Annotated in this window: 17 protein-coding genes; 11 read left to right on the top strand and 6 right to left on the bottom strand. The window is 73.4% G+C overall.

Going from position 1 to position 23,422, the window contains the following annotated elements; translation table 11 throughout:
- Positions 1-6: 6 nt before the first annotated feature.
- The gene (locus AC0QU1_RS19190; RefSeq protein ID WP_483571593.1) at positions 7-2,070 is read right to left on the bottom strand and encodes an NPCBM/NEW2 domain-containing protein; all 2,064 of its coding nucleotides are present in this window, start codon (positions 2,068-2,070) and stop codon (positions 7-9) included.
- Positions 2,071-2,311: 241 nt separating this feature from the next.
- Positions 2,312-3,193 (bottom strand): helix-turn-helix domain-containing protein, encoded by an 882-nt coding sequence (locus AC0QU1_RS19185; protein ID WP_483571591.1) that lies wholly within the window; start codon positions 3,191-3,193, stop codon positions 2,312-2,314.
- A 110-nt stretch (positions 3,194-3,303) separates the two neighbouring features.
- On the opposite strand from AC0QU1_RS19185, the gene AC0QU1_RS19180 reads away from it, so the two are divergent.
- The 7 genes from AC0QU1_RS19180 (at position 3,304) to AC0QU1_RS19150 (ending at position 14,817) form a co-directional block, all read left to right on the top strand.
- The gene (locus AC0QU1_RS19180) at positions 3,304-6,951 is read left to right on the top strand and encodes a DUF5107 domain-containing protein (RefSeq protein WP_483571590.1); all 3,648 of its coding nucleotides are present in this window, start codon (positions 3,304-3,306) and stop codon (positions 6,949-6,951) included.
- Positions 6,948-8,237, top strand: coding sequence for a cellulase-like family protein (locus AC0QU1_RS19175; RefSeq protein WP_483571589.1), 1,290 nt, complete (start codon positions 6,948-6,950; stop codon positions 8,235-8,237). Before AC0QU1_RS19180 ends, AC0QU1_RS19175 begins: the two co-directional genes overlap by 4 nt.
- A 47-nt stretch (positions 8,238-8,284) precedes the next feature.
- A complete protein-coding gene (locus AC0QU1_RS19170) occupies positions 8,285-9,577 on the top strand; it encodes an ABC transporter substrate-binding protein (protein ID WP_483571588.1) in 1,293 nt (430 codons plus the stop codon).
- Positions 9,574-10,449, top strand: coding sequence for a carbohydrate ABC transporter permease (locus tag AC0QU1_RS19165; protein ID WP_483571586.1), 876 nt, complete (start codon positions 9,574-9,576; stop codon positions 10,447-10,449). The genes AC0QU1_RS19170 and AC0QU1_RS19165 overlap by 4 nt, the downstream gene beginning before the upstream one ends.
- A gap of 1 nt (position 10,450) precedes the next feature.
- Positions 10,451-11,281: a carbohydrate ABC transporter permease gene (locus AC0QU1_RS19160; RefSeq protein WP_483571584.1), complete on the top strand. Its 831-nt coding sequence runs from the start codon at positions 10,451-10,453 to the stop codon at positions 11,279-11,281.
- The gene (locus AC0QU1_RS19155; RefSeq protein ID WP_483571583.1) at positions 11,278-13,605 is read left to right on the top strand and encodes an alpha-galactosidase; all 2,328 of its coding nucleotides are present in this window, start codon (positions 11,278-11,280) and stop codon (positions 13,603-13,605) included. The genes AC0QU1_RS19160 and AC0QU1_RS19155 overlap by 4 nt, the downstream gene beginning before the upstream one ends.
- A 159-nt stretch (positions 13,606-13,764) precedes the next feature.
- Positions 13,765-14,817 carry a hypothetical protein gene (locus tag AC0QU1_RS19150; protein WP_483571582.1) on the top strand — a complete coding sequence of 351 codons (1,053 nt, stop codon included), beginning with the start codon at positions 13,765-13,767 and terminating at the stop codon, positions 14,815-14,817.
- A 71-nt stretch (positions 14,818-14,888) separates the two neighbouring features.
- Here AC0QU1_RS19150 and AC0QU1_RS19145 read toward each other — a convergent pair whose 3' ends face one another.
- Positions 14,889-16,823, bottom strand: a complete 1,935-nt coding sequence (locus tag AC0QU1_RS19145) for an HNH endonuclease signature motif containing protein (RefSeq protein ID WP_483571581.1) — start codon at positions 16,821-16,823, stop codon at positions 14,889-14,891.
- A gap of 360 nt (positions 16,824-17,183) precedes the next feature.
- Here AC0QU1_RS19145 and AC0QU1_RS19140 point away from each other — a divergent pair, with 360 nt between their 5' ends.
- Both AC0QU1_RS19140 and AC0QU1_RS19135 read left to right on the top strand, forming a co-directional pair.
- Positions 17,184-17,921, top strand: coding sequence for a sugar phosphate isomerase/epimerase family protein (locus AC0QU1_RS19140; RefSeq protein ID WP_483571580.1), 738 nt, complete (start codon positions 17,184-17,186; stop codon positions 17,919-17,921).
- On the top strand, positions 17,918-19,036 hold the full coding sequence (locus tag AC0QU1_RS19135) for a Gfo/Idh/MocA family protein (RefSeq protein ID WP_483571578.1): 1,119 nt from the start codon (positions 17,918-17,920) through the stop codon (positions 19,034-19,036). The genes AC0QU1_RS19140 and AC0QU1_RS19135 overlap by 4 nt, the downstream gene beginning before the upstream one ends.
- On the opposite strand, the gene AC0QU1_RS19130 is transcribed toward AC0QU1_RS19135, so the two are convergent.
- Both AC0QU1_RS19130 and AC0QU1_RS19125 read right to left on the bottom strand, forming a co-directional pair.
- Positions 19,033-19,665 carry a TetR/AcrR family transcriptional regulator gene (locus AC0QU1_RS19130; protein WP_483571577.1) on the bottom strand — a complete coding sequence of 211 codons (633 nt, stop codon included), beginning with the start codon at positions 19,663-19,665 and terminating at the stop codon, positions 19,033-19,035. The genes AC0QU1_RS19135 and AC0QU1_RS19130 overlap by 4 nt on opposite strands.
- A gap of 41 nt (positions 19,666-19,706) precedes the next feature.
- Positions 19,707-20,510 carry an SDR family NAD(P)-dependent oxidoreductase gene (locus AC0QU1_RS19125; RefSeq protein WP_483571576.1) on the bottom strand — a complete coding sequence of 268 codons (804 nt, stop codon included), beginning with the start codon at positions 20,508-20,510 and terminating at the stop codon, positions 19,707-19,709.
- An 88-nt stretch (positions 20,511-20,598) separates the two neighbouring features.
- Between AC0QU1_RS19125 and AC0QU1_RS19120 the strand changes: the two genes are divergently transcribed.
- Complete coding sequence (locus AC0QU1_RS19120) at positions 20,599-21,498, top strand: LysR family transcriptional regulator (RefSeq protein ID WP_483571575.1); 900 nt, start codon at positions 20,599-20,601, stop codon at positions 21,496-21,498.
- A gap of 31 nt (positions 21,499-21,529) precedes the next feature.
- The gene (locus tag AC0QU1_RS19115; RefSeq protein ID WP_483571574.1) at positions 21,530-22,288 is read left to right on the top strand and encodes a class I SAM-dependent methyltransferase; all 759 of its coding nucleotides are present in this window, start codon (positions 21,530-21,532) and stop codon (positions 22,286-22,288) included.
- Between the two features lie 9 nt (positions 22,289-22,297).
- On the opposite strand, the gene AC0QU1_RS19110 is transcribed toward AC0QU1_RS19115, so the two are convergent.
- Positions 22,298-23,269, bottom strand: a complete 972-nt coding sequence (locus tag AC0QU1_RS19110) for an NAD(P)-dependent alcohol dehydrogenase (RefSeq protein WP_483571572.1) — start codon at positions 23,267-23,269, stop codon at positions 22,298-22,300.
- Positions 23,270-23,422 lie beyond the last annotated feature (153 nt).

Genomic DNA, 23,422 nt, shown 5'->3' with positions numbered 1-23,422 from the left:
GGTCGGTCAGGCGCAGTTCAGGGTCAGGGACAGCCAGTCGGCGCGGTCGTTGTAGCCGCCGTCGCCCGCGTCGCCCACGCGCAGGGAGAGGTCGCGGACGCCCGTGACGTCGACGTCGAAGGGCACCTCGGTGCCGCGCTCGACGGTGCCGCTGGACCAGAGCGTCTCGCCGTCGCCCACGACGTCGAAGGTCGCCGTGCCGCCCTCCGGGCCGACGGTGCCCACGACGTCGTCGATGCCGACGCCGCCCGTGAGGCGGGTGCAGGCCGCGCCAAGGTAGTACCGGACCTCGGACGGGCTGGCGACGCCGATGCCGGTCGGGTGCACCGTGCCGGCGACCGTGAGCGGGTTGCCGCCGCCCACGCTCTCGTCGACGGTCGGCTCCATCCAGCCGCTGGTCGCGCTCACCCACGGGTGGCGGGACAGCACGACGCCGGCGCCGCCGGGTGCGGCGGGCGCGATCGTCACACGCGACGGCGGCGTCGCGACCGCCGGGGCACCCCCGGACGAGACGGACGCGGCGACGTCGTACGAGCCCGTGCCGGTGCCCGGCGGCACGTCCACGGTGAAGGCGACGGTCGCGGAGCTGCCGGGCCGGACCAGCCTCGGGGCGGCGCCGGCCGGGCTGACGGCCCAACCGTCGGGCACGGTCAGCGCGACGGACGGGCGGCGCACGGCGGTGCTGCCGTCGTTGTGCAGCGTCACCTCGGTCGCCAGCCGGTCGCCCGCTGCGGCCAGGAGGTCCGTGGTGGGTGTGACGCCGTCGGCCCCGACCGCCGTGAACGTCGGCGGGGCGGCCACCAGGCGCGGGACGCCGTCGGCCCGGCTGGGTGTGACGCGCAGCAGCGCGGCGCCGTGCGCCGGGACGGCGGCGCGGATGATGCCGGCGGACTGCGTGCGGCGGTCGGTCCACGCGTCCAGGACGGCGAACGACCGGCCGCGCAGGCCCAGGTCGCGGGCGGTGGTGGAGACCTCGGCGGGCCGGTCGCCACGGTTCAGGAGCGCGACGGCGACCGAGCCGTCCGCCAGGGGCTTGGCCCACGTCTCGGTGGTGCCGGCTGGACCCACGCGCGTGCGCTGGATGCCGAGCCGGTCCTGGTCGATCGCCAGGACGTCGTCGTCCAGCAGGATGTCCATGGACTCCTGGCTCAGCGTGCGGGGGTCGCTCGCGATGACGAGCGGCGCCGCCGCGATGGTCCAGAGCGTCATCTGGGTGCGGAACTCCTCCGTGGTCATGCCGAGCTCCGGGCCCAGGTAGTCCGGGTCGCTGAAGTGCCCGGGGCCCGCGACCTCAGGGTGCCGCGCGTTGGCGTCGAAGTTGCGCAGCACGTCCTTGAACTGGATCTGCCCCACGAAGCCGACATCGGTGTAGGTGCGCCAGGACTCCGCGATGCCCGGGGCGTACGTCCAGGACCAGGTGGACTGCTGCTCCTCGGGGTAGTCGCCCCAGTCGGGCGAGGTGACCGGGTTGCAGAGGTTGAAGATCATGGGCCGGCCGGAGCTGTTGTTCCGCAGCGCCTCGGCGAACACCGTGAACGCCTCCTGCGGGTCCAGGTCGGCGGCGATGCCGCACAGGAAGTCGACCTTGACCGCGTCGTAGCCCCACTGCGCGAAGGTGTCGGCGTCGGTCTGGTAGTGGCCGCCGCTGCCCAGGCCGCACGACCCGGGGATGTACGGTCCCGCGTCGGTGTAGATGCCGGCGCGCAGGCCACGGTCGTGGATGGCGTCGGCCAGCGCGGCCATGCCGTCGGGGAACCGCTCCGGGTCGCCCTGCAGGCGGCCGTCGGCGCCGCGCGGCACGTCGGCCTGCCAGCCGCCGTCGAGCCACACGATGTCGTAGCCCGCGTCGGCCAGGCCCGACGAGACCAGAAAGTCGGCCACGTCCAGCACCTCGTCGGCGTCGAAGTCGCCGCCCAGGCCGTAGTAGGTGTTCCAGCCCAGGTAGGGCGTGGGGCTGGGACTCGACGGCGGAGGGCCGGCCACGGCGCCCGGTGCCAGGCCCGTCACGGCCAAGGCTGTCGTGAGCAGGGCGGCACTCGTTCTGGCCGCCCAGGTACGTACGGTGAACATCCGGGTCTCCTGACGTCGTCGTCGGCTCGGCGCGTGCCGAGGGGAGGGAACCTGCCCAGCAAACCCCGGGCCCTGGGCCCGGCGGAATGCAGAGGACGACGCATCCACCTGGACGATCCGACGCGGCGGGCTGGTGGGGAGAGCAGTCCGGATGGTCGGCAAAATGTCAGATGATCGGCACCCCGGACTACCGATCACCTGACATCTTGCCGACCACTCACGCCCGGGCCCGGGCACGCGCCTAGCGGTCGGGGAGGCCGCGGCGGAAGGCTGTCGGGCTGCAGGAGTGCACGCTGCGGAACTGGCGGGAGAAGTAGAACGGGTCCGGGTAGCCCACCGAGCGGGCGATGTCCGCGACCGGCAGCTCGGTGGTGATGAGCAGCTCGCACGCCCTGGCCATCCGCAGTCGTTTGACGTACTCGACCACACCGCCGCCCGTGGCCGCCCGGAAGCGCGCGGAGAAGTGGGACGTGCTCAGGCCGAACCGGCGGGCAAGTGCCGCCACCTCGACCACGGCGTCCAGGTGCGTACGCAGGTACTCCTGCGCCGCGCGGACCGGCTCGCCGCGCACGGGGCTGCCCGCGGCGGCGTCGGCGCCGATCTGGGCGAGCACCGACCAGGCCGCACCGGCGCAGCGCAGCAGGCTGGGGTAGGTCTCGTCGGTCTCAAGGGCCTCGACCACGCGTTCGAGATCGGCGACCACGCGGACCTGGTCGTGCACCTCGACCACGGCGACGTCGTCCGGTCCCGCATGCCGGGCCAGGTCGCGCTCGAACTCCTCCGCGTCCGGACCCCGGGGGTGCATCCACCAGATCGTCCATGGGTCGTCGTCGTCCGCCCAGTACTCGTGCGGCACGCCGGCGGGGATGACGAGGGCCTGAGCAGCGTCGATGCGGTGCAGACCGCCGGGCGTGCGGCACCAGCCGCGCCCGGCGACGGACACGATCACGATGGTCCCGACGGCGCCCCGCGCGCGCACCCGGCCATGGTTCGCGGCATGCGGGAAATAGCCCGCGTCGGTGACCAGCAGGCGCGAGGTGGGGCCGGCCTTCGCCGCCGCGCGGACCACGGTCGTCGGCAGCACGCGCAGGCGCTGCCCGGGGAAGCCGTCACGGATGCGCACTCCTGGAGGGTAGCCCCGCCGCCGCGCTCCTGGGAATCGTCGGATCGTCCAGGCAAGTGCATCGATACGTCGCTTCCCCGGGCGGCCCGGCGGTTCGTAGCGTCGGCCTCATGCTCGATGTGGAGTCCGTGCTCGACCTCCCCGACCGGCCCGACGACCTGGCCGGACGGGCCGCGGCCGCCTGGTCGGCGCCGCTCACCCTGACCACGTACGAGCCCCTGCCCCCGGACCGGTTCCCCGCCTACCTGGACCGGCGGGTGTACCAGGGGTCGTCCGGGCGGGTGTACCCGCTCCCGTTCCACCACCAGATCGCCGACGAGCCCCACGAGCGGCAATGGCGGGCGGTGCACCTGGAGAACGAGTGGCTGCGCATCGTGGTGCTGCCGGAGCTGGGCGGGCGCATCCACGTGGCCCGCGAGCGCGCGAGCGGCCGGGACTTCTTCTGGACCAACCCGGTGATCAAGCCGGCCCTGGTGGGCCTGGCGGGGCCGTGGGTGGCCGGCGGCGTCGAGCTCAACTGGCCGCAGCACCACCGTCCGGCCACCTACCTGCCGGTCGACGTCGAGATCGAGGAGGAGCCGGACGGCGCCGTCGTCGTCTGGTGCTCCGACCACGACCCGTTCACCCGCATGAAGGGCATGCACGGCGTGCGGCTGCGCCCCGACAGCGCCGTCCTGGAGCTGACGGTGCGGCTGTACAACCGCAGCGAGCTGCCGCAGTCGTTCCTGTGGTGGGCCAACGTGGCGGCCCGCGTGGACGACGACTACCAGTCCTTCTTCCCGCACGATGTCACGTTCGTCGCCGACCACGCGCGGCGCGCGGTCACCGCCTTCCCGCGCGCGGACCGCCCCTACTACGGCGTCGACTACCCGGCGCTCGCCGGCCGCACGCACACCGCGGCCGACGGCGCGGCCCTCACCGGCGACCGGCTCGACTGGTACCGCAACATCCCGGTGCCGACGTCGTACATGTGCCTGGCCAGCGACGAGGAGTTCTTCGGCGGGTACGACCACGCCGCCCGGCTCGGGTTCGTGCACGTGGCCGACCGCGCCATCTCGCCCGGCAAGAAGCAGTGGACCTGGGGCAACGCCCCGTTCGGCCACGCGTGGGACGCCAACCTGGCCGACGACGGTTCGCACTACGTCGAGCTGATGGCGGGCGTGTTCACGGACAACCAGCCCGACTTCGCCTACCTCGCCCCGGGCGAGACCAAGGTGTTCTCGCAGTACTGGTACCCGTTCCGCGACGTCGGCCCGGTGGACCGGGCCACCTTGGGCGCCGCCGTCCGGCTGGAGCGGTTGGGCGAAGGGGCCATGCCGGACGGCGGCGACGGGCAGGCCGCGGGGACGACGACGGCGCGCGTCGGCGTCGCCGTGCCGCGACCGCTGACCGGGGTGGAGGTGACGCTGTCGGCCGACGGTGCGGTGCTGGCGACCGAGGTCGTCGATGTCGACCCGACGCGCCCGGCGATCCTGACGCACGACGTCCCCGCCGGAACGGGCCCGCTCACCGTGATGGTGGCCCACGCGGGCCGGATCCTGGTCACGTTGGACGAGTCGGTCGGGGCCGATCGCCTTCGAGACCGAGGTTCCTTCGCTGTGGAGCCGTCCAAAGCGAAGGAACCTCGGTCTCGAAAGGGGGAGACGACGGCGGTCGGCGGTGGGTCGGCAGGCGAGCCAGCGGTCGCCGAGGAGCCGCCCGCGCCCGGGGAGGTCGCCAGCGTCGAGGAGCTGGCGCTGATCGCGGCCCACCTGGAGCTGTACCGGCACGCGACCCGCTCGCCGGAGCCCTATTGGGAGGAGGCGCTGCGCCGGGATCCCGGGCACGTGGACAGCCTGCTGGGTCTCGGCCGGCGCGCCTACAGCGCCGGCAGCCACGAGCAGGCCGCCGAGTACCTCGAACGCGCCGTCGGCCGGCTGACCCGGCTGCATCGCAGCCCGCGCGACACCACCGCGCTCTACCTGCTCGGCCTGGTCCGCGAGGCCCTCGGCGACGACGCCGGCGCGTACACCGCCTACGCGCAGGCCGCCTGGTCGCGGGCCTGGCGGGCCCCCGCCAGCTACCGCATGGCGCGCCTCGACGCGCGCGCCGGCCGGCCCGAGAGCGCCCTCGCCCGGCTCGCCGACGTGCGTCGGACCGAGCCGGAGCACCTCCAGGCGCTGGCCCTGAGCGTGGTGTGCCACCGGCTCCTCGGGCAGGACGACGCCGCTGCCGCGGTGCTGGCCGGTGCCCGCGCCCTCGACCCGCTCGACGCCTGGCTGCGGCACCTGGACGGTTTGCCCGCCAGCAACGACGCCCAGACCGTGCTCGACGTGGCGATCGAGCTCGCCGGAGTGGGGGAGCACGACGCCGCGCTGGCCTGCCTGGACGAGGCCGAGACCCGCGAGGACCACCGGCCCGCCGCGCAGACCGCCGTCCGGCCGCTGCTGGCCTATCACCGCGCGCACGTGCTGCGGCTCGCCGGCCGCACCGCCGACGCCGCCGCGGAGCGGGCCCGCGCCCGCGGCCTGGACGCCACGTGGTGCTTCCCCGGCCGCCTCGCGGACGCCGCCGTGCTGCGCGCGGCGGCCGACACCGACCCGGCCGACGCCCGCGCGCGGTCGCTGCTGGGCCACTGGACCTACGCCGCCGGACGCCGGGCCGACGCCCTCGCGCTGTGGCGGGCCGCCGTCGCGCTCGACCCGGCCGACGCCGTCGCCTGGCGGAACATCGGCCTGGGCGCCGTCAACCACGAGCGCGACCTGACCGCGGCGGCCGAGGCCTACGACCGCGCCCGCGCCGCGGCCCCGGGCGACGCCCGCCTGCTCTACGAGCGAGACCAGCTCGCGGCCCTCACGGGCGAACCTCCGGCGAACCGGCTGGCTGCCCTCCTGGCGGACCCGGCCGCAGGCAGCACGAACGATGACCATGCACTTTCTGCCAGTACGGGGTCGGTTCTGGCAGCAAGTGCATGGTCAAGTGGGTCCGGTGCCACGTCGGCCCTGGACCGCGACGATCTCGCGGTCGAGGCGCTGCACCTGATGATCACGCAGGACCGCGCGGACCAGGCCCTGGCCATTCTCGAGGGCCGTCGGCTCCACCCGTGGGAGGGCGGCGAGGGCCAGGCGCTGCTGGCCTGGGACCGCGCGCACACCCACCGGGCGCTGGACGCACTCGCGGAGGGGCGGGCGCAGGACGCCGTCGCGCACCTGCGGGCGGCCCTCGCGCCGCCGCGCAGCCTGGGTGAGGCCCGCCATCCGCTGGCCAGCACGGCGCATCTACATCTGCTGCTCGGGGATGTGCTCGCGACCGCCGGAGACGACGACGCCGTCGCCGCCTGGCACACCGCCGCCGCCCAGCGGGGCGACTTCGTCGAGATGAGCACGCAGGAGCACAGCGAGCAGACGTTCTGGACGGTCCTCGCCCTGCGCCGCACCGGCCAGCATGCGGCGGCGGCCGAGCTGACGGCGTCGCTGCGCGCGTTCCGCGACCGGTACGCCGCCGAGGTCCCGCGCGTGGACTACTTCGCGACGTCCCTGCCCGACCTCCTCCTGTTCGAGGAGGACCCGCTGCGCGTGCGCGACCGGCGCGTGCTCGTCCTGGACGCGCAGCTCGCGCTGCTGGCCGACGACACAGCGGCGGCCGAGGAGCTGCTCCGACGTCCGGCGCTCGCGGCGTCCCGGCACGCGGCCGACCTGCGCCACGCCATAGCCCGGCGCGGCGCAAAGCTGCCGCACGGACCCGACACCGCTGTCGACCCCAAGGAGGTCTCCGCATGACCAGCCTGCTCGCCGTCCCGGACCGCCCGCGCGTGGTGACCCTGTGGGACTTCACCTGGTACACGCGCACCGGCCCCGGCGAACCGTTCGAGGACCTGGACCGCGCCTTCGCGCAGGCCCGCGAGCGCGGCTACGACACCATCCGTATCTGCGCCATGCCGTTCCTGCTGTTCCGGTCCGGGCTGGACACCTCGGAGCTGGGCCTCGGCCCGCTGGGCGGCGACTACGGCCAGCGCACCCGCTGGTACGACGTGCGGCACGAGACGGTCATCGACGCCCGCGCCCACCTGCTGGAGCTGTTCCGCGCGGCCGACCGGCACGACGTCGGCGTCATCGCGTCGTCGTGGGAGTACCAGCAGTCGCCGTCGTTCGCGGCCACGCCACAGTGGTACGAGGCGCTGCACGCGGTCGATCCGGAGGAGCGCGCCGTCGTGCTCGCCGACGCGCACGCGGACCTGGTGGACCTGCTGGAGGCGGAGGGCCTGGGCCACCGGCTGCTGCTGACCGAGCTGCACAACGAGGTGCAGATCGGCTACCTCGCCGACGGGCTGGGCGTGGGCCGCGGGCCGGACGCCGTCCGCGCACTCACGCCGCGGCTGGACCGCGGCATCGCGCGGTTCCGCGAGCGGCACGCGGACCGGCCGGTCACCGTGAACTACGGCGGCGTGCCCGTGGGGGCGCTCAGCGCCATGCCCGCCGACCTCGACGCCCTGGTGGTCCACCCGTACGTGTACGGGGTGCTGCAGGAGCTGATCGACACGTTCGCCCTGCGCGGCCCCGTCGAGGCCTTCGACGATGAGAGGGCGCGCGAGCTGCTGCGCCCCGACGCCCCCGGCATCGCCGCGTGGACCGTGCCGTCGGGTCAGGAGTGGCGCATGCGGGCCACGATCATGTCCGTCCCCGAGGTGTACGTGCACGACTGGTGCGACCCGGACGCCTGGGACCGCTGGCTCTACGACCACTGGGGCGCGCACCGCGCGGCCATGTACCAGAAGCTCACCCTGTGGCTGGAGGCCGCGGCGGACGTCGCGGCGAGCCGCGGCATCCCGCTGATCCTCGGCGAGGGGTACGTGGGCTACACCCCGCTGCACGGCCGGTTCGAGGAGGGGCCGGTCGGGGCGGAGCTGTGCCGCCAGGCGATGCGGGAGGCGCGCCGGCTGGGCGCGTGGGGCGCCGTCGTGTGCTCCAATGCCGCACCGCAGCACCCCATGTGGGCCGACGTCGCGCTGCAGCGGGAGTGCGCGGCCATCCTGACGGGCGCGGACCTACCCGCGCCCGCGATCTGAGAGAGGTACCAGGTGCGCCAACGAGGGCGCACGGAGGAGGAACGAAGATGTCCGAGCGAACGATCACGCGCCGCGAGCTGCTCGCGGGCGGCATGACGCTGGGTGCGGCGAGCCTGCTGGCCGCGTGCGTCGGCACGACGGCGGGCGGTGGCGGGGGTGGCGGCGCCGCGAGCACCGGCACGGTCACGCTGCAGAACTCGATCCAGGACGCCGACCCCAAGGCCGCGCTGGAGGCGCTGGTGGAGGCCTACCCGGGCGGCGACGTCACCATGAACTCGGTGGCCACGGAACAGTTCCGGGCCCAGCTCACCAACTACCTGCGGTCGGGCGACTCGCCGGAGGTGCTGAGCTGGTACGCCGGGTCGGTGGCCCGCTCCTACGCCGAGGAGGGGCTGCTGCTCGACGTGTCGTCCCTGTGGCAGGGCGACGGCGTGTGCGCGGGCTACTCCGATGCGCTGCGCAGCCTGTCGTCGGATGCGTCCGGCAAGCAGATCTTCGTGCCCACCAGCTACTACTGGTGGGGCGTGTTCTACAAGAAGTCGGCGTTCGAGAAGTGGGGCGTCGAGGTCCCGACGTCGTGGGACGACTTCCACGCCCTGTGCGAGAACCTCAGCGGGCAGGGCATCGTGCCGCTGACGAACGGCCTGTCGTCCACGCCGTGGATGGCGTCGGGCTGGTTCGACTACCTGGACCTGCGGGTCAACGGCGCGCAGTACCACCGGGAGCTGCTGGCCGGCGAGCACGCCTTCAACGACCCAGAGGTGGTGGCCGTGATGGAGGAGTACAAGCGGCTCATCCCGTACTTCGACACGAACATGGCGTCGTACACGGCCCAGGACGCCGCCACCCCGGTGGCCCAGGACAAGTCGGCGATGTACCTCATCGGGACGTTCGTGACCACCTACTTCCCCGAGGACCAGCGCGACGACCTCGACTTCTTCTCCGTGCCGATGATCAACGACTTGGTGCCCACCGCCGAGGAGGCGCCGACCGACGGGTTCTTCGCGGCCGCCAACAGCGACAACCACCAGGGCGCGCTCGACCTGCTGAGCTACCTCGCCTCCACCGAGTCGCAGCAGCAGTACATCGAGCAGTCCAGGTCCGCGAACCTGCCCACCTCGCCCGACGTCGACACGTCCTCCTTCAGCCCGCTGGTGCAGAAGGGCATCGAGCTGCTGAACAACACCGAGGAGATCACGCAGTTCTTCAACCGCGACTCCTCCGACGCGCTCCAGGCCACCGCCGACACCGCCCTCACCAAGTTCCTTGCCGAGCCCGACTCCCTCAAGAGCATCCTCGACGAGTGGCAGACGGCGGCCGAGGGGGTCTTCGCGTCGTGAGCACGAGGCTCGCGCGCGTCCCGCTGCTCGTCTGGGTCTTCCTGCTGGTCCCGCTCGTGGTCGAGCTGCTGTGGGTGTTCTGGCCCGCCGCCAACTCGTTCTCGCTCGCCCTGACCCGGTGGGACGGGATCGGCCTGGCCGAGCCCGTGGGCCTGCAGAACTTCCGCGACCTGGCCGCCGACCCGATCTTCCTGACCGCCCTGCGCAACAACGTGATCTGGGTGTTCGGGTTCGGCGGCCTGTCCGTGGTGGGCGGGCTCGTGCTCGCGGTCACCCTGAACAAGCCGGGCCCCCTGGTGGGCCTGTACCGCAGCGCCATCTACCTGCCGATGGTCGTCTCGCTCGCCGTGAGCGGCCTGTTCTGGCGGGTCATGTACGCGCCGGAGGGGCCCATCAACGGCACGCTCGACCTGCTCGGGCTCGACGCCCTCGAACGGCAGTGGCTCGCCGACCCCGCCGTCGCGCTGTGGGCCGTGCTCATCGCGGCCGTCTGGCGGCAGGTCGGCTACATCATGGTGCTCTACCTGGCCGGCCTGAAGGGCACCGACCCGACGCTCGAGGAGGCCGCCGCCGTCGACGGCGCGGGCGCCTGGCAGCGGTTCTGGCGCATCGTCATGCCGCAGCTTCGCGGTGTGAACACCGTGGTGTTCGCCGTGACGGTGATCGACTCGCTGCGCACCTTCGACATCGTCTGGGCCATGACCCGGGGCGGGCCCTACAACGAGACCCAGCTCCTGAGCACCTACATGTTCCAGCAGGCGTTCACCACGGGGAACCTCGGCTACGCCTCGGCGATCGCCGTGGTCATCTTCGCCCTGGCGATCGGCTTCATCATCACCTACCTCGCCCGCCAGGCCCGGACGGAGGACTGACATGTCTCGACCCCGCTCCGCCCGCTCCCCGTGGCTGCACGTCGCGATGGTCCCGGTCACGCTGCTGTGGCTGAGCCCCATCGTGTTCGTGCTGTTCGTCGCGATCCGCTCCTACGACGACATCGCCGGCCGCGGCCTCGGCGCCTTCCCTGCATCGTTCAGCACGGACGGCTTCGCCACCGCCCTGACCGACGGCGGCGTGCTCCAGGCGCTCGGCAACAGCGCGATCGTGACCGTCTGGGCGGTGTTCCTGTCCCTCGCGCTGTCGTCCGTCGCGGCGTACGCGCTCAGCAGGTTCGCCATCCCCGGCCGCCGCGTCGTCCTGCTCACCATGCTGGCCGGGAACCTGCTGCCCCCGCAGATCCTGCTGGTCCCCGTCGCGTCCATCACCGAGGCCTTCGGCATCGCCGACACCCGCACCGCGCTCGTCGTGGTCCAGGTCGGGTTCGGCATCGGGTTCTACACGTTCGTGCTGCACGGCTTCATGCGCAGCCTGCCGAACGAGGTCTTCGAGGCCGCCCGGCTCGACGGCGCGGGCGCCGGCGGCATCTTCTGGCGCATCGTGCTGCCCCTGTCGCGGCCGTCGCTGGCGGCGCTCGCGGCCCTGGCCACCACATGGATCTTCAACGACCTGATCTGGGCGATGACGGTGCTGCGCACCGAGTCCAAGTTCCCGATCACCGCCGCGCTGCTCAACCTGCAGGGCGGGTACGCGAGCGCATGGAACGTGGTCGCGGCAGGATCGCTGATAGCCGCCGTCCCGACGGCGATCGTGTTCTTCATGTTCCAGAAGCAGTTCGTGTCCGGACTTCTCGTGGGGGCCAACAAGTGACGTGGACTCTCCCGACCCGCTCGGGCCGGTATGTGGTGGGCGAGGCGCCGCGCGGGGCCGGGCTGGTCGCCGTCGGCTGGGGGCCTGCGGCGGAGGAGGCCGTGCCGCCGGTGGCGGCGACGTCGTCCTTCGAGGCAGACCTCGACCTGCTGCCGCTGGAGGCGACGGCGCTCGGCACGCGCAACGTGCACGGCGCCGAGCTCGTGGTCCGGCGCGCGGACGGCCTGCGCGGCGCACGCCTCGCCCGCTCGGGCGAGGTGACCCTCGGCCGGGACGACGACGGCGCGACGCACCTCGTCTGTCCGCTGGCCGACGAGGTGCTGGGCCTCGGCGTGATCTTGCGCATCCGCACCCACCCCGGCCACGACGTCGTCGAGAAGTGGGCGGAGCTGCGGAATGACTCCGCGCTGCCGGTCGAGCTGCTGCGGGCGTGGGGTGGGGCGTTCACGATCCCGGTCCCTGGCGGTGCGGCCGCGGGGCCGGCGGCGTCGGTCGGGGTGCTCGGTGGTGCGTGGTCGCGGGAGTTCACGCCGTTCGAGGTGACGTTCGGGGCGGGGACTCTCAGTATCGGCAGCCGCCAGGGCATCACGTCGCACACCTATGCGCCTGTGGTGAGCCTGGTGCCCCAGGGCGTCGGGTCCGTTGCTGCCGAGAGCGGCGACGTCGGGGACGGCGTTGCCGGGCGTGGAGCGGCCGAGACTCGCGGGACGGGCGCCGCCGGCGTTCCCGGGCCTGGAGCGGCCGAGAGTAGCGGGACTGGCGCGCCCGGCTCCGGCGTGCGCTACGGCGTGGCGCTCGGCTACAGCGGCTCGTGGCGGATGGCGCTCGACGCCGTGCCCTTCGCCGACCACATCCGAATAGCCGCCGGCCCGGACGACGAGTCCGGGATCCTCACGCTCGCGCCGGGCGAGTCGCTGACGACGCCGGTGCTGGCCGGGGTGCGCGTCGAGGGCGACGCCGACGACCTGGCCCAGGCCTGGCACGCCTACCAGGCGACGCTGGCTCGCACGCGTGGCCCCGAGCACCGGCCGGTGGTCTACAACTCGTGGTTCGCCACCGCCTTCGACGTCCGCGTGGAGCACCAGCTCCGGCTCGCCGAGGCCGCCACCCAGGTGGGCGCGGAGGTGTTCGTGGTCGACGACGGCTGGTTCCGCGGGCGTACCAGCGACGCCGCGGCGCTGGGCGACTGGGAGGCGGACACCGACCGGATCCCCGGCGGGCTCGGGCCGTTGGCCGAGGGCGTGGCGAAGCTCGGCCTGCGGTTCGGCCTGTGGATCGAGCCCGAAGCCGTCAGCCCCGACAGCGACCTCTACCGCGCGCACCCCGAATGGGCGCACCAGGTGGCCGGGCGCCCGCTGGAGACCCTGCGCAACCAGTACGTGCTCGACCTGGGGCAGGAGCCGGTCGAGGAGTGGGTGCTCGGCACGCTGCGCAGGCTCCTGCGCGAGACGGACATCACCTACCTCAAGTGGGACATGAACCGCTCCATCGCCGACGGCGGGCGCAGCGCCCAGGGTGGCGACGACTGGTCCTGGCGGCATACGCAGGCCTACTACCGGATCCTGGACGCCCTGCGTGCGGAGTTCCCTCACGTGACCGTCGAGGCGTGCGCGGGTGGCGGCGGCCGGATCGACCACGCGGTGCTCGCGCGGACCGACGTCGTCTGGCCCAGCGACGAGACCGGGCCGCGCGACCGCCTGGCGATCCAGCACGGGTTCCTGGGCGTGCTGCCCGCGTGGACCATGAGCTCGTGGGTCACCGACCTGCCCGACCTGCTCGACCGCGACCGGTCGGGCGAGCCGGTCAGCCTCGAGTTCCGGTTCGTGGTGGCGATGGCGGGGGTGCTCGGCATCGGCGCGGATCTGCTGGCCTGGGACGCGGCGACGCGAGAGCGCGCGGCGTCGCTCGTGGACCTGTACCGCTCGATCCGGCCCGTCGTGCACACGGGGCGGGTCCGGCGGCACGGGGCGCCCGGGGATCCGGCGTGCGCGGTGCAGTACACGGGTTTCGGTGGGGCGGGCTCTAACGGCGCGAACTCGAGCGACGTGGGCTCGGGCGGTGCTGGTCGGGGTGGTGCTGATTGGGGTGGTGCTGATTGGGGCGAGGCGGGCCCGGGCGACGCGGCGGACACCGTGGTGGTGCTCGCGTGGCGACGGCCGGACGCCGGTGACCTGACGGTGCATCTGCGCGACCTCGACCCCGACGCGCGGTACCGGGTGCGCGGCAGCGACGCCGTGCGGACCGGCAAGGAGCTGGACCGCGACGGGCTGGTGGTGCCGTGGACGCGGCGGGACTGCGACGTCGTGATCCTGGACCGGATGTGACCGAGCCGGGTGGGGCCGGGCCTGTGATGGAGCCGGCCGGGACTGGGCCTGTGATGGAGCCGACCGGGGCCGGGCCCGTGGCTGAGCCGGGCCGAACGGAGCCCGTGATAGGGCCGGATGGAACAGGGCTTGTGATCGGGCCGGGGTGGAGCGGGGCTTGTGACACGGCCGGGTGACGCCCGCCGAGGAGAGGCGCGGCCGCTCTCCGTCCGGACCGACCTGTCCCACGGCGGGCGTTGGACCTCGCTGGCGACCCCCGAGCGCGAGTGGCTGTGGCACAACCCGGTGATCTCCTCCGCTGCGCGCGCCGCGGTGGTTCCCGGCGACCCGTTCGTCGACGCGGGCGGCGTCGAGGAGTGCTTCCCCACGATCAACGGCCCGAGCGACCACGGCGAAGTGTGGTCGCGTCCGTGGGCGGTCGATCCCGCGGGCACGCGGACGGATCCGAGCGAACATGGTGCCGCTTCCAGCAGCGGCCACGGTGGCCCCCGCGGCGGCCACGTCGGTTCGGACAGCGACCACGTTGGCTCGGACGGCGACCATGTCGACTCGGACAGCGGCCACGCCGGCTCCCGCGGTGACCATGTCGCCTCGGGCAGCGACCACGGTGCCAGTTCCGGCAGTGGCCCCGGCACAGGAACCGTCGCGCAAGTCCAGGCCGCTGGCCTCACCCTCGACCGTCGGCTGACCGCGCACGACGGCGTGGTCCGCGCGGCCTACACGATCAGCGGCGAGCCTGGCACGGGCCTCCTGCACGCGGTGCACATGCTGTTGGACGTGGGGCCCGGCGCACACCTGGAAGTCCCGGGCCGACCGGACGTGCTGGTGGTCGAGTGGCCGGAGCCGGGCGTGACGACGTCCACCACCTGGCCCGACGGCGGGGGAGTGCCGCTCGACGTCCTGGGACCCGACGACGGGACCGCCCGGTGCGCCGTCGTCGCGACCGACCAGGTCGACGTCGTGGACGGAACCGACCGACTCTCGCTCCGCTGGGGCGTCGAGCACGGGTACGCGGCGCCGGTGTCCCTGGTCGTGTGGCGCAACCTGGGCGGTTGGCCCGACGGCGCGCCGTACCGCTCGATCGGCGTCGAACCGCTGCTCGGTGCCGAGACGAACCGGGACCGCACCAACCCGGCACAGCTCGCCCACCTGAACAGCTCCGGCCGGATCGGTTGGTGGCTGGAGGCCCGGGCGGGCACAAGACAGCAGTGATCGCCCCAGATGTCCAGGGCATTCTGGGGGGCATTCTGGCTCGGCGTGAACGGTCGACCGACCGGAGAACCTCAGAAGGGTGGGTCGTCGGGGCGGCCTGAGTTGGTGGGCCCGGCCGGTGCCGTTCCGGCCTCAGCGGTGGTGTACTGCCGTGGCAGGCGTCGGCCGGTCAAGGCTTGGAGGGTGAGGTCGTAGCTCGTGTCCGGGTCGACCTCGTTGATCTCGATGTGGGTGTCCAGCACGGTGGGCAGGCGGACGTGCGTGCGTCCGGTAGGGGTGGTCCAGGTGGTGATCCCGGTTGTGGGGTCACGCATGGCGCCCCAGCCCGCGTGGGTCTTGAGCAGATGATGCTTGCGACACAGAGGTTGCAGGTTCTGTGCGCGGGTCTGGCCCGGCGTCCCGGGAAGGAGTGTCGCAGGATCGAGGTCGTGATCGAACGGCACGATGTGATCCAGGTCGTTCCACTCTGCCGGGGAGTCGCACGTCAGGAAGGTGCAGGTCTCGTCGCGGGCTCGCACGGCCGCGCCCAGGACCCGTCCGGGCCGGTAGGTGGCGGTGGAATAGTCGGTCAGGATCCCCGTGACGGGGTCGGTGACGAGGCGTTGCCAGGTCGCATCCTGGGCGATCAGGCGAGCCGTCTCGGCCGGGACCGGCCCGAACCCCGCCAGGTTCCCCGGCCCGTCGTCCAAGCCGAGCAGGACGCTGGCCGGGACGGTGACCCGCACGACCGGCCGGGTCGGGGTGATCCGCACCATCTGCACCGTCTCCTGCACGGCCTGCTGAACGAGGGGCGCTTGACCGCCACACGTACACACGGGTGCACCAGGTTCATCCGCCACGTCGGTTGCGGAAGTCGCAGCAGTAGCCGCAGCAGAGCCGGTGCTCGTCTCCGCGTCCGTCCCCGTCGTGGTGTCGGGGGCCACGCAGGCGTCGGTGAATCGGTCACCGGGCAGGAGACGGCCTGTGACGATCCCGGTCAGGGAGTCGGCACGGAGCTGTCCGAGGGTGCGGTCCTCGCCCGTGACATGCCGCAACTGGTGGGCCATGTCGTCCACCACACCCCAGACCGCCGCCGCATCCGCGGCAGGGAGGTAGGCCGTCAACCAGCCCATGTCGTTGTCGGCACGGTCGATCTGGACGTTACGGTGCTGCGCGGCGGCCTGGGCGGTCTCCCCCGATCCGTGGCGGTCTTTGGCGAAGGCGAGCATCCGGGTCTGTAGCCATTTCCAGGTCCGGCGGGGTGCTTGGGGCAGGTACCGGGTGATCGCCTCGGCCCGCTCGGCCACCGTGAGCTGGGCTGCGGAGCGCAGCAGGGTGTGTGCCTTGCGGACATCGATCCGCCCGGTCTCCAGCGCACGGATCACGGTGGGGTGGTCTGCCCCGGACTCGGCCCGGACCACGACCTCCGTGGCCTCCGTCTCGGTCACCACGAGCTCGCCGGTGACCTGCCCGACCAGGCTGTTGTGCGCCAGTGGGTGGGTCTCCCGGGCCGCGCGTTCGGCCACGACGCGGGCTTGGATTCCTGCGGCCCAGGACTGCAACCGCCCACACGCCAGCACAAGGTCACCCAGGGCATCGTCGGGCAGGTCGGAAAGCGCGCCGGTGTCCGGGTCGGTTGCTTCGGCGACCACCCGCGCCAGGCCCATGCCCGGCAGGCCCACCAGTGCCTGCTGCAATGTCTCCACCGGCCACAACGCGACCGGTATCACGTCCGGTGGCCACTCGGGCATCGAGTCCAGCCAGGCAGGCACCTCCGGCAACCCCTCGGTCCCACCCACCGGCACACCCTTGTCCACCCAGCCGACCGGCACACGGCCGTCCAGCACACCGTCAGGCAGCACACCGTCCGACAGCACACCGTCCGACAGCACACCGTCCGACACCGCGCCGTCGGACAGTTCGCCGTTGGACGGCGTATCGGGAGCCGTCACGTCGTCCGCGGACCGGCGTGCCGACGCCTGGTCAGGCGCGGCCACGGCGGCGGAGACCGGGTCCTGGAGGACCACACGGTCTAGGCCTTGATACCGCTGCTCGTCACGCACACTGACACCTCCTTCCAGGCCATACCAGATCGAACACTCCCATTACTGAGGACGCTTGTTCTACTCTATCGCCCACCACTGACATCCACCCGACCGCCCGCCAACCGCCAAGGACCCCAGCCCCACCAACCGCCGCCAAGCCACCAAGGGCCTCGCGAACCTGCCGAAAAACCCCCGACGGAAGCGTGTGCCCAGCCATCGACGAATTCGTTCGCACCAAAATCTTCCACTGTAAGAATTTCTGGGTACGATCGACCCCGGTACTCGGGGGTGCGGCCGCGACGGGTTGGCCGGGTCGAGTGCGTGTCGAACGAAGGAGTTCCCATGCCGGTCACATCCGTACAGCTCTACTCGGTCCGAGACGCGGTCGCCGAGGACCTGCCCGGCGCCGTCGCGCGCCTGGCCGAGCTCGGGCTCGAGCACGTCGAGCCGTACGCGTTCCACCTGCGCACCCAGGAGTACCGGCAGGCGTTCGCCGCGGCGGGCGTGACGGCGCCCTCCGGACATGCCCCGGTGCTCCAGGCAGACGATCCGGAAGCGATCTTCGACGCGGCGGTGGCCCTCGGGATGACCACGGTGATCGACCCGTTCGTGCCCGCCGAACGCTGGCAGACCGCCGAGCAGGTGGCCGAGCTCGCCGATCGCGTGAACGCGCTGGCGGCCCTCGCCACCGAGCGCGGCCTGGAGTTCGGCTACCACAACCACGCCTGGGAGCTGAGCACCCGCATCGAGGGCCGGCACGCGCTGGAGGTGTTCGTGGGGCACCTGGCGCCCGAGGTGGTGCTGGAGGTCGACACGTACTGGACCGGTGTCGGCGGTGCCGACACCCCCGCGCTGCTCGCCGCGCTGGGCGACCGCGTGCGCCTCATCCACGTCAAGGACGGCACGCTCGACGGCGACGTGAGCAGGCAGCAGCCGGCCGGTGCGGGCGACGTAGGTGTCGGCGCGGTGCTGGCCGCCGCGCCTCAGGCGACCCGCGTGATCGAGTTCGACGCCTACGCCGGGGACGTGTTCGCGGGCATCGCGCAGTCGCTGGCCTGGCTGCGGGAGAACGACCGATGAGCGGCGCCGCCACAGAGCGGCCCGCGGGCGTCGGCCTCATCGGCGCGGGCAACATCTCCAACCAGTACCTGGAGAACCTGACCCGGTTCCCCGACGTCGACGTGCGGTTCGTCGCCGACCTCGACCTCGCCCGCGCCGCCGCGCAGGCCCAGCAGTACGGCGTGCCAGCCTCCGGCACCGTGGACGAGCTGCTGACCCGCGACGACATCGACGTCGTCGTCAACCTCACCGTCCCGGCCGTGCACACCGACGCCGGGCACCGCATCCTGGCCGCGGGGAAGCACGTGTGGAGCGAGAAGCCGCTCGCCCTCGACCGGGCCGCGGCGTCCGCCCTGCTGGCCGACGCCGCGGCGCGCGGCCTGCGGGTCGCGTGCGCGCCCGACACGGTGCTGGGACCGGGCATCCAGACCGCGCTCCGGGCGATCGCGCGCGGCGACATCGGGGAGCCGCTGACCGCGACCACGATGTTCCATGTGCCCGGCCCGGAGTCGTGGCACCCGAACCCCGACTTCCTGTTCGCGCTCGGCGGCGGCCCGCTGCTCGACATGGGTCCGTACTACGTGACCACGCTCGTGCACGTCTTCGGCTCGGCCACCCGGGTCCAGGCCGTGGCCTCGACCTCCCGCCCCACCCGCACGATCGGCAGCGGTCCGCGGGCCGGCGAGGTGTTCGACGTGCTCGTCCCGACGCACCACGCCGCCCTGATCGAGTTCGGCGCGGGCCGCTCGGCGCAGTCGACGTTCTCGTTCCAGCACGCGCTGCCCCGCAACGGGTTCGTGGAGGTCAACGGCACGGAGGGCACCATAGTGCTGCCGGACCCGAACAGGTTCGACGGCGACTCGCTCCTGTGGCGGTACGGCCTGGACGAGCCGACGACGCTCCCCGCCAAGGGCTCCGAGTCCGGGCGCGGCGCCGGCGTGGTCGACCTGGTGCGCTCGCTCCGTGACGGCGGCACCGAGCGCGCGTCGGGGGCTGTCGCCGCGCACGTCCTGGACATCCTGCTCAGCGTGCAGGACGCCGCCGCGGCCGGCCAGGCGGTCGAGCTCGCCTCCTCGGTGGAGCCGGTCGAGCCGCTGCCGGAGGGCTGGGACCCCGCCGTCGCGACCGCGCCCTAACCGGCGGCGCCCGAGCCGGCCGCGCTCCGCTCGGCCCCCGGCAGGAGCCGTTCCAGCAGCTCCAGCGAACGGCGAACGTCGACGGCGTCGGGGTCGAGCAGCCACTGGAGCTGCAGGCCGTCCGAGGCGGCGGCGACCAGCGCGGCGGCGTCGTCCGGGTCGACGTCGGCGGCTATCGCGCCGGACCGCTGCCCCGCCCGGACCCGCTCCGCCAGGTCGGACCGCACCCGGCGGAACCGCGCCCGGACGAACTCGCGCGTCGCCGGGTGCTGCCGCCCCTGGAGCGCGTCGGTGGTCAGCGTCGCGTACAGCTCGACCAGCCCGGGGATCGAGCGGTTCCGCTCCGCGCTCCGCTCCATCAGCGCGACGGCGGAGACCGCCTCCGGCGCCGACCGCTCGCGCACCGTGTCCTCGTGCGCGCGGTAGACCTCGACGAGCAGCTCGTCGCGGTTGGCGAAGTAGTACCGCAGCGCGGCGTGCGAGACGCCGATCGCCTCGCCGATGGCCCGCAGCGAGGCCCCGACGCCGCGCGTTGCGAACAGCTCGATGGCGCTCGACAGGATCTGCGCGCGCCGCTCCGGACCCTTCCGGTAGGACCGTTCGTGGGTGACCGCGTCGCCGTTCGCCATGGACGCCATGGTACGAAGGCGCCTTTGCAGTGGCCGAGTGGTCAGGCCCCGAACGCCTCCAGCGCCACGGGCTGCCACTCGCGCCAGGTGCGCAGGCGCTCGGCGTAGATCTCCTCGACGTCGGCCAGCGGCTTGCCGAGGAAGACGTGCAGCGGCGGCCGCTCGGCGTCGGCGATCCGGAGCAGCGCCGCGCGCGTCGCGTGCGGGTCCCCGAGCTCGAACTGCGGGGCCGTGGCCACGTGCACGTCCGCGTAGTCCGGGTGCTCGTCGCTCACGTGCAGGCCCGGGCCGAACCCGGTGGCGTAGGGACCTGGCTCGACGTTGGTGATGTGGATGCCGAACGCGGCGACCTCCTGCGCGAGCGCCTCGGAGATGCCCTCCACCGCCCACTTGGACGCGTGGTAGGCGCCGAACCCCGGGTAGGCGCGGATGCCGCCCTCGCTCGTGACCTGGAGGATCCTGCCCGACCGCTGCGCGCGCAGGACCGGCAGCACGGCCTGCGTGACCCAGACGGCGCCGAAGAAGTTGGTCTCGAGCTGCGCGCGCAGCTCCTGCTCGGTCAGCTCCTCGACCATGCCGACGTGCCCGTACCCCGCGTTGTTCACGACGACGTCGAGCCGGCCGAACCGTTCGACGGTACGCGCGACGGCGTCGAGCACGGCGGACCGGTCGGTGACGTCGAGGGCGAGCGGCAGGACGGCGTCGCCGTACTTGCTGACCAGCGGCTCCAGGGCGGTGACGTCGCGGGCGGTGGCGGCGACGTGGTCGCCGCGTTCGAGGGCGGCCTCAGCCCATTCGCGGCCGAGGCCCGTGGATGTTCCGGTGATGAACCATGTGGTGTGCATGTCTTCATCGTGCGGCGGTGCGTCCCATTCCGCCAGCGACTCTTTCGCACGCGAGACATGACGTGACCGCATGGCTCATGATGGGCGCATGGCTGAGCTCACCGTGACGGCGCTGCGGGTCGTGCACGCCGTCGTCGCCACCGGCTCGTTCACCGCGGCGGCCGACCTGCTCGGGTACACGCAGTCCGCCGTCTCGCGCCAGGTGGCCGCGGCAGAGGCCGCGGCGGGCGTGCCGCTGTTCGTGCGCGGTGCGCGCGGCGTGGCGTCCACCCCGGCCGGCGGCGCGGTGGCACGCCGCGCGGCGGCCGCGCTGACCGAGATCGACGCCGTGGGCACGGACCTCGCGGGCCTGGGCGACCGGCTCGCCGGCCGCGTGGTCCTCGGCGCGTTCCCCACGGCGACGTGGGTCCTCGCGCCCCGCGCGGTCGCGGCGGTCCGACGGCGGCACCCGGGCCTGACGGTCGACCTCCAGGAGGCCTCGACGCCCGCCCAGCTCCGCCAGCTCAGGGCGGGCCGCCTCGACGTCGCCGTCATCGGCATGGGCGCCGACCTGCCCGCCTACGACCTGACCGGGCTGCGCCGCGACCACCTCGTGGACGGCCGGTCGCTCGTGGCGGTGGCGCAGGACCACCGCTTCGCCGGACGCGCGCAGGTGTCCGTGACGGAACTCGCCGACGAGAACTGGGTGGTCGGCAAGGGCCTGCGCGGCGACCCGCAGTTCGGCGCCTGGCCCACCCTGCTCCAGCCGCGCGTCGCCTATGCGGTCCGCGAGTGGCACGCGCGCCTCGGCCTGGTCGCCGCAGGGCTGGGCATCACCACCGTGCCCGAGATCGGCGCCGGGGGCCTGCCCGCCGACGTCGTCACGGTGCGCGTGGCCGACCCCGCCTGGCTCGGCCGGGCCGCGGTCGCCGTGACCCGCCCGGAGCGCACCGCCGGCGTGGAGGCGGTGGTCGCGGCGCTCCGGGACCTCGCGCAGGAGCTGCGCTGAGCCGACGGCGCAGGTCCGCTACTGTCGCGGCATGGCGACGAGCGCGGAGGATCCCTGGTCGGCCGTCGCCGACGACTGGGGACGGTACTGGGGCACCTTCGCGCGGCCCGTGTGGGAGCCGCTGCTGCGCACCGCGCGGATCGGGCGCGGCACGCGGGTGCTCGACGTCGGCTGCGGTAGCGGCGAGCTGATCGAGCACCTCCAGGACCGCGGCGCCCGGCCCAGCGGCGTGGACCCGGCGTCCCGCATGGTCGAGCTAGCCCGGGCGCGCGCCGTCGGCGCCGACGTGCGGCGCGGCGACTTCGAGCGGCTCCCGTTCGACGACGGCGTCTTCGACGCGCTGCTCGCCGTCAACGCCTTCCAGTTCGCCGAGGACCAGGAGCGCGCGCTGGCCGAGGCGGGCCGCGTGCTGGTGCCGGGCGGCGCCGTCGGCCTCGCCGGGTGGGCCGACCGGACGCGGAACGACCTGGACGCGATCAACAGCGCGCTCGCCGAGGCCGACGGCGAGGAGCCGCCCGAGGACGGCCCGCTGCGCCTGGAGGGCGGGCTCGCCGACGTGCTGCGCGGCGCCGGCTGGGACGTGCTCGGCGACGGCGTGGTGCCCGTGCCGTGGACCGCGCGCGGCGACGGCGACCTGGTGCGCGGGATCCTCTTCGGCGAGGCCGCCCCGACGGTCGCCGACCTCGCGCCCGTGGTGCTCGATGCCGCCGCGCCGTACCGCAGGCCGGACGGCAGCTACCGGCTCATGAACGCCTTCCGCTGGGCGGTGGGGCGGCGGCCCGAGCGCTGACCGCCCCGCTCACGACTCGTGCGCGCGCCCGGTGACGTCGATGACCACCTTGCCCAGGGCGTGGCCCTCGCCGTGGAAGGCCAGCGCCTGGGGCACCTCCTCCAGCGGGTACGTGCGGTCGATGTGGATGTCCACCTGCCCGGCCAGGCACCGGTCGGCGAGCGGCTCGAAGTGCTTGGGGCCCAGTCGCACCACGAGGATGCCGATCCGGCGGCCGGTCAGCAGGCCGGTGACGGTGCCGAGGGAGAGGATCTCCAGCAGCGTCCGCACCGGCCCGCCGACGCACAGATAGCGGCCGCGCCGCGCCAGCGCGCGGTGGTAGGCGAACACGGACCGGTGGGCGACGAGGTCGAGCACCAGGTCGTACGGACCGGTCCGGGTGAAGTCCTCGGTGCGGTAGTCGATCACGCGGTCGGCCCCGAGGGAGCGCATCCAGTCGAGCTTGTCCGCGTTGTCGACGCCGGTCACGTGGGCGCCGGTGCGCTTGGCGAGCTGGATCGCGAAGGAGCCCGAGCCGCCGCCGGCGCCGTTGATCAGCACGCGGCTTCCCGGGCCCGCGGCGGCGGTGCCCTGGAGCGCGATCGCTGCCGCCTGCGGCAGCGTCGAGGCCTGGGCGAACGTCAGCCCCGCGGGCTTGTGCGCGAGCGCCGACTCGGGCGCGACGGCCTGCTCGGCGAACCCGCCCAGCAGCGTGAGGTTGTCGCCGTACACGGCGTCGCCGGGCCGGAACCGGGTGACCTCCGCGCCGACGGCGGTGACCCGCCCGGCGATGTCAGAGCCCAGCACCCGGCGGCTGGGCCCGCGCATCCCGCCGAACCGTGCGTAGAGCGGCGTCCCGTGCAGGGTCTCCCAGTCCGAGAGGTTGATCGACGTCGCAAGGACCTCGACCAGCACCTGGTCCGGACCCGGGGTCGGGACGGGCAGCTCCTCGACCCGCAGCACGTCCGGTGGCCCGTACTCGTCGTAGACGACTGCCCGCATCCCGCATCTCCCGTCGAAGCCCTCTGTGACCTGCACGTCTGACACGTCGGTGCCTGGTCTACACGGTCCGGTTCGGGGCGACAAGGGGTTGAGACAAGGGGTTGAGACACTCCGAGCTTCTTGAGAATGGTTATCATCTGATCGCGGCGGGCC

This window comes from Promicromonospora noduliphila, from assembly GCF_056951025.1.
The sequence above is the reverse complement of the archived record's forward strand: the minus strand, read 5'-3'. Positions and strand labels throughout refer to the sequence as shown.

Bases quoted from the DNA above. Each gene is read 5' to 3' on its own strand.
- AC0QU1_RS19180 (WP_483571590.1), top strand. From the start codon at position 3,304: ATGCTCGATGTGGAGTCCGTGCTCGACCTCCCCGACCGGCCCGACGAC.
- AC0QU1_RS19125 (WP_483571576.1), bottom strand. From the start codon at position 20,510: ATGCACACCACATGGTTCATCACCGGAACATCCACGGGCCTCGGCCGC.
- AC0QU1_RS19115 (WP_483571574.1), top strand. From the start codon at position 21,530: ATGGCGACGAGCGCGGAGGATCCCTGGTCGGCCGTCGCCGACGACTGG.
- AC0QU1_RS19130 (WP_483571577.1), bottom strand. From the start codon at position 19,665: ATGGCGAACGGCGACGCGGTCACCCACGAACGGTCCTACCGGAAGGGT.
- AC0QU1_RS19190 (WP_483571593.1), bottom strand. From the start codon at position 2,070: ATGTTCACCGTACGTACCTGGGCGGCCAGAACGAGTGCCGCCCTGCTC.
- AC0QU1_RS19175 (WP_483571589.1), top strand. From the start codon at position 6,948: ATGACCAGCCTGCTCGCCGTCCCGGACCGCCCGCGCGTGGTGACCCTG.
- AC0QU1_RS19110 (WP_483571572.1), bottom strand. From the start codon at position 23,269: ATGCGGGCAGTCGTCTACGACGAGTACGGGCCACCGGACGTGCTGCGG.
- AC0QU1_RS19160 (WP_483571584.1), top strand. From the start codon at position 10,451: ATGTCTCGACCCCGCTCCGCCCGCTCCCCGTGGCTGCACGTCGCGATG.
- AC0QU1_RS19120 (WP_483571575.1), top strand. From the start codon at position 20,599: ATGGCTGAGCTCACCGTGACGGCGCTGCGGGTCGTGCACGCCGTCGTC.
- AC0QU1_RS19140 (WP_483571580.1), top strand. From the start codon at position 17,184: ATGCCGGTCACATCCGTACAGCTCTACTCGGTCCGAGACGCGGTCGCC.
- AC0QU1_RS19135 (WP_483571578.1), top strand. From the start codon at position 17,918: ATGAGCGGCGCCGCCACAGAGCGGCCCGCGGGCGTCGGCCTCATCGGC.
- AC0QU1_RS19170 (WP_483571588.1), top strand. From the start codon at position 8,285: ATGTCCGAGCGAACGATCACGCGCCGCGAGCTGCTCGCGGGCGGCATG.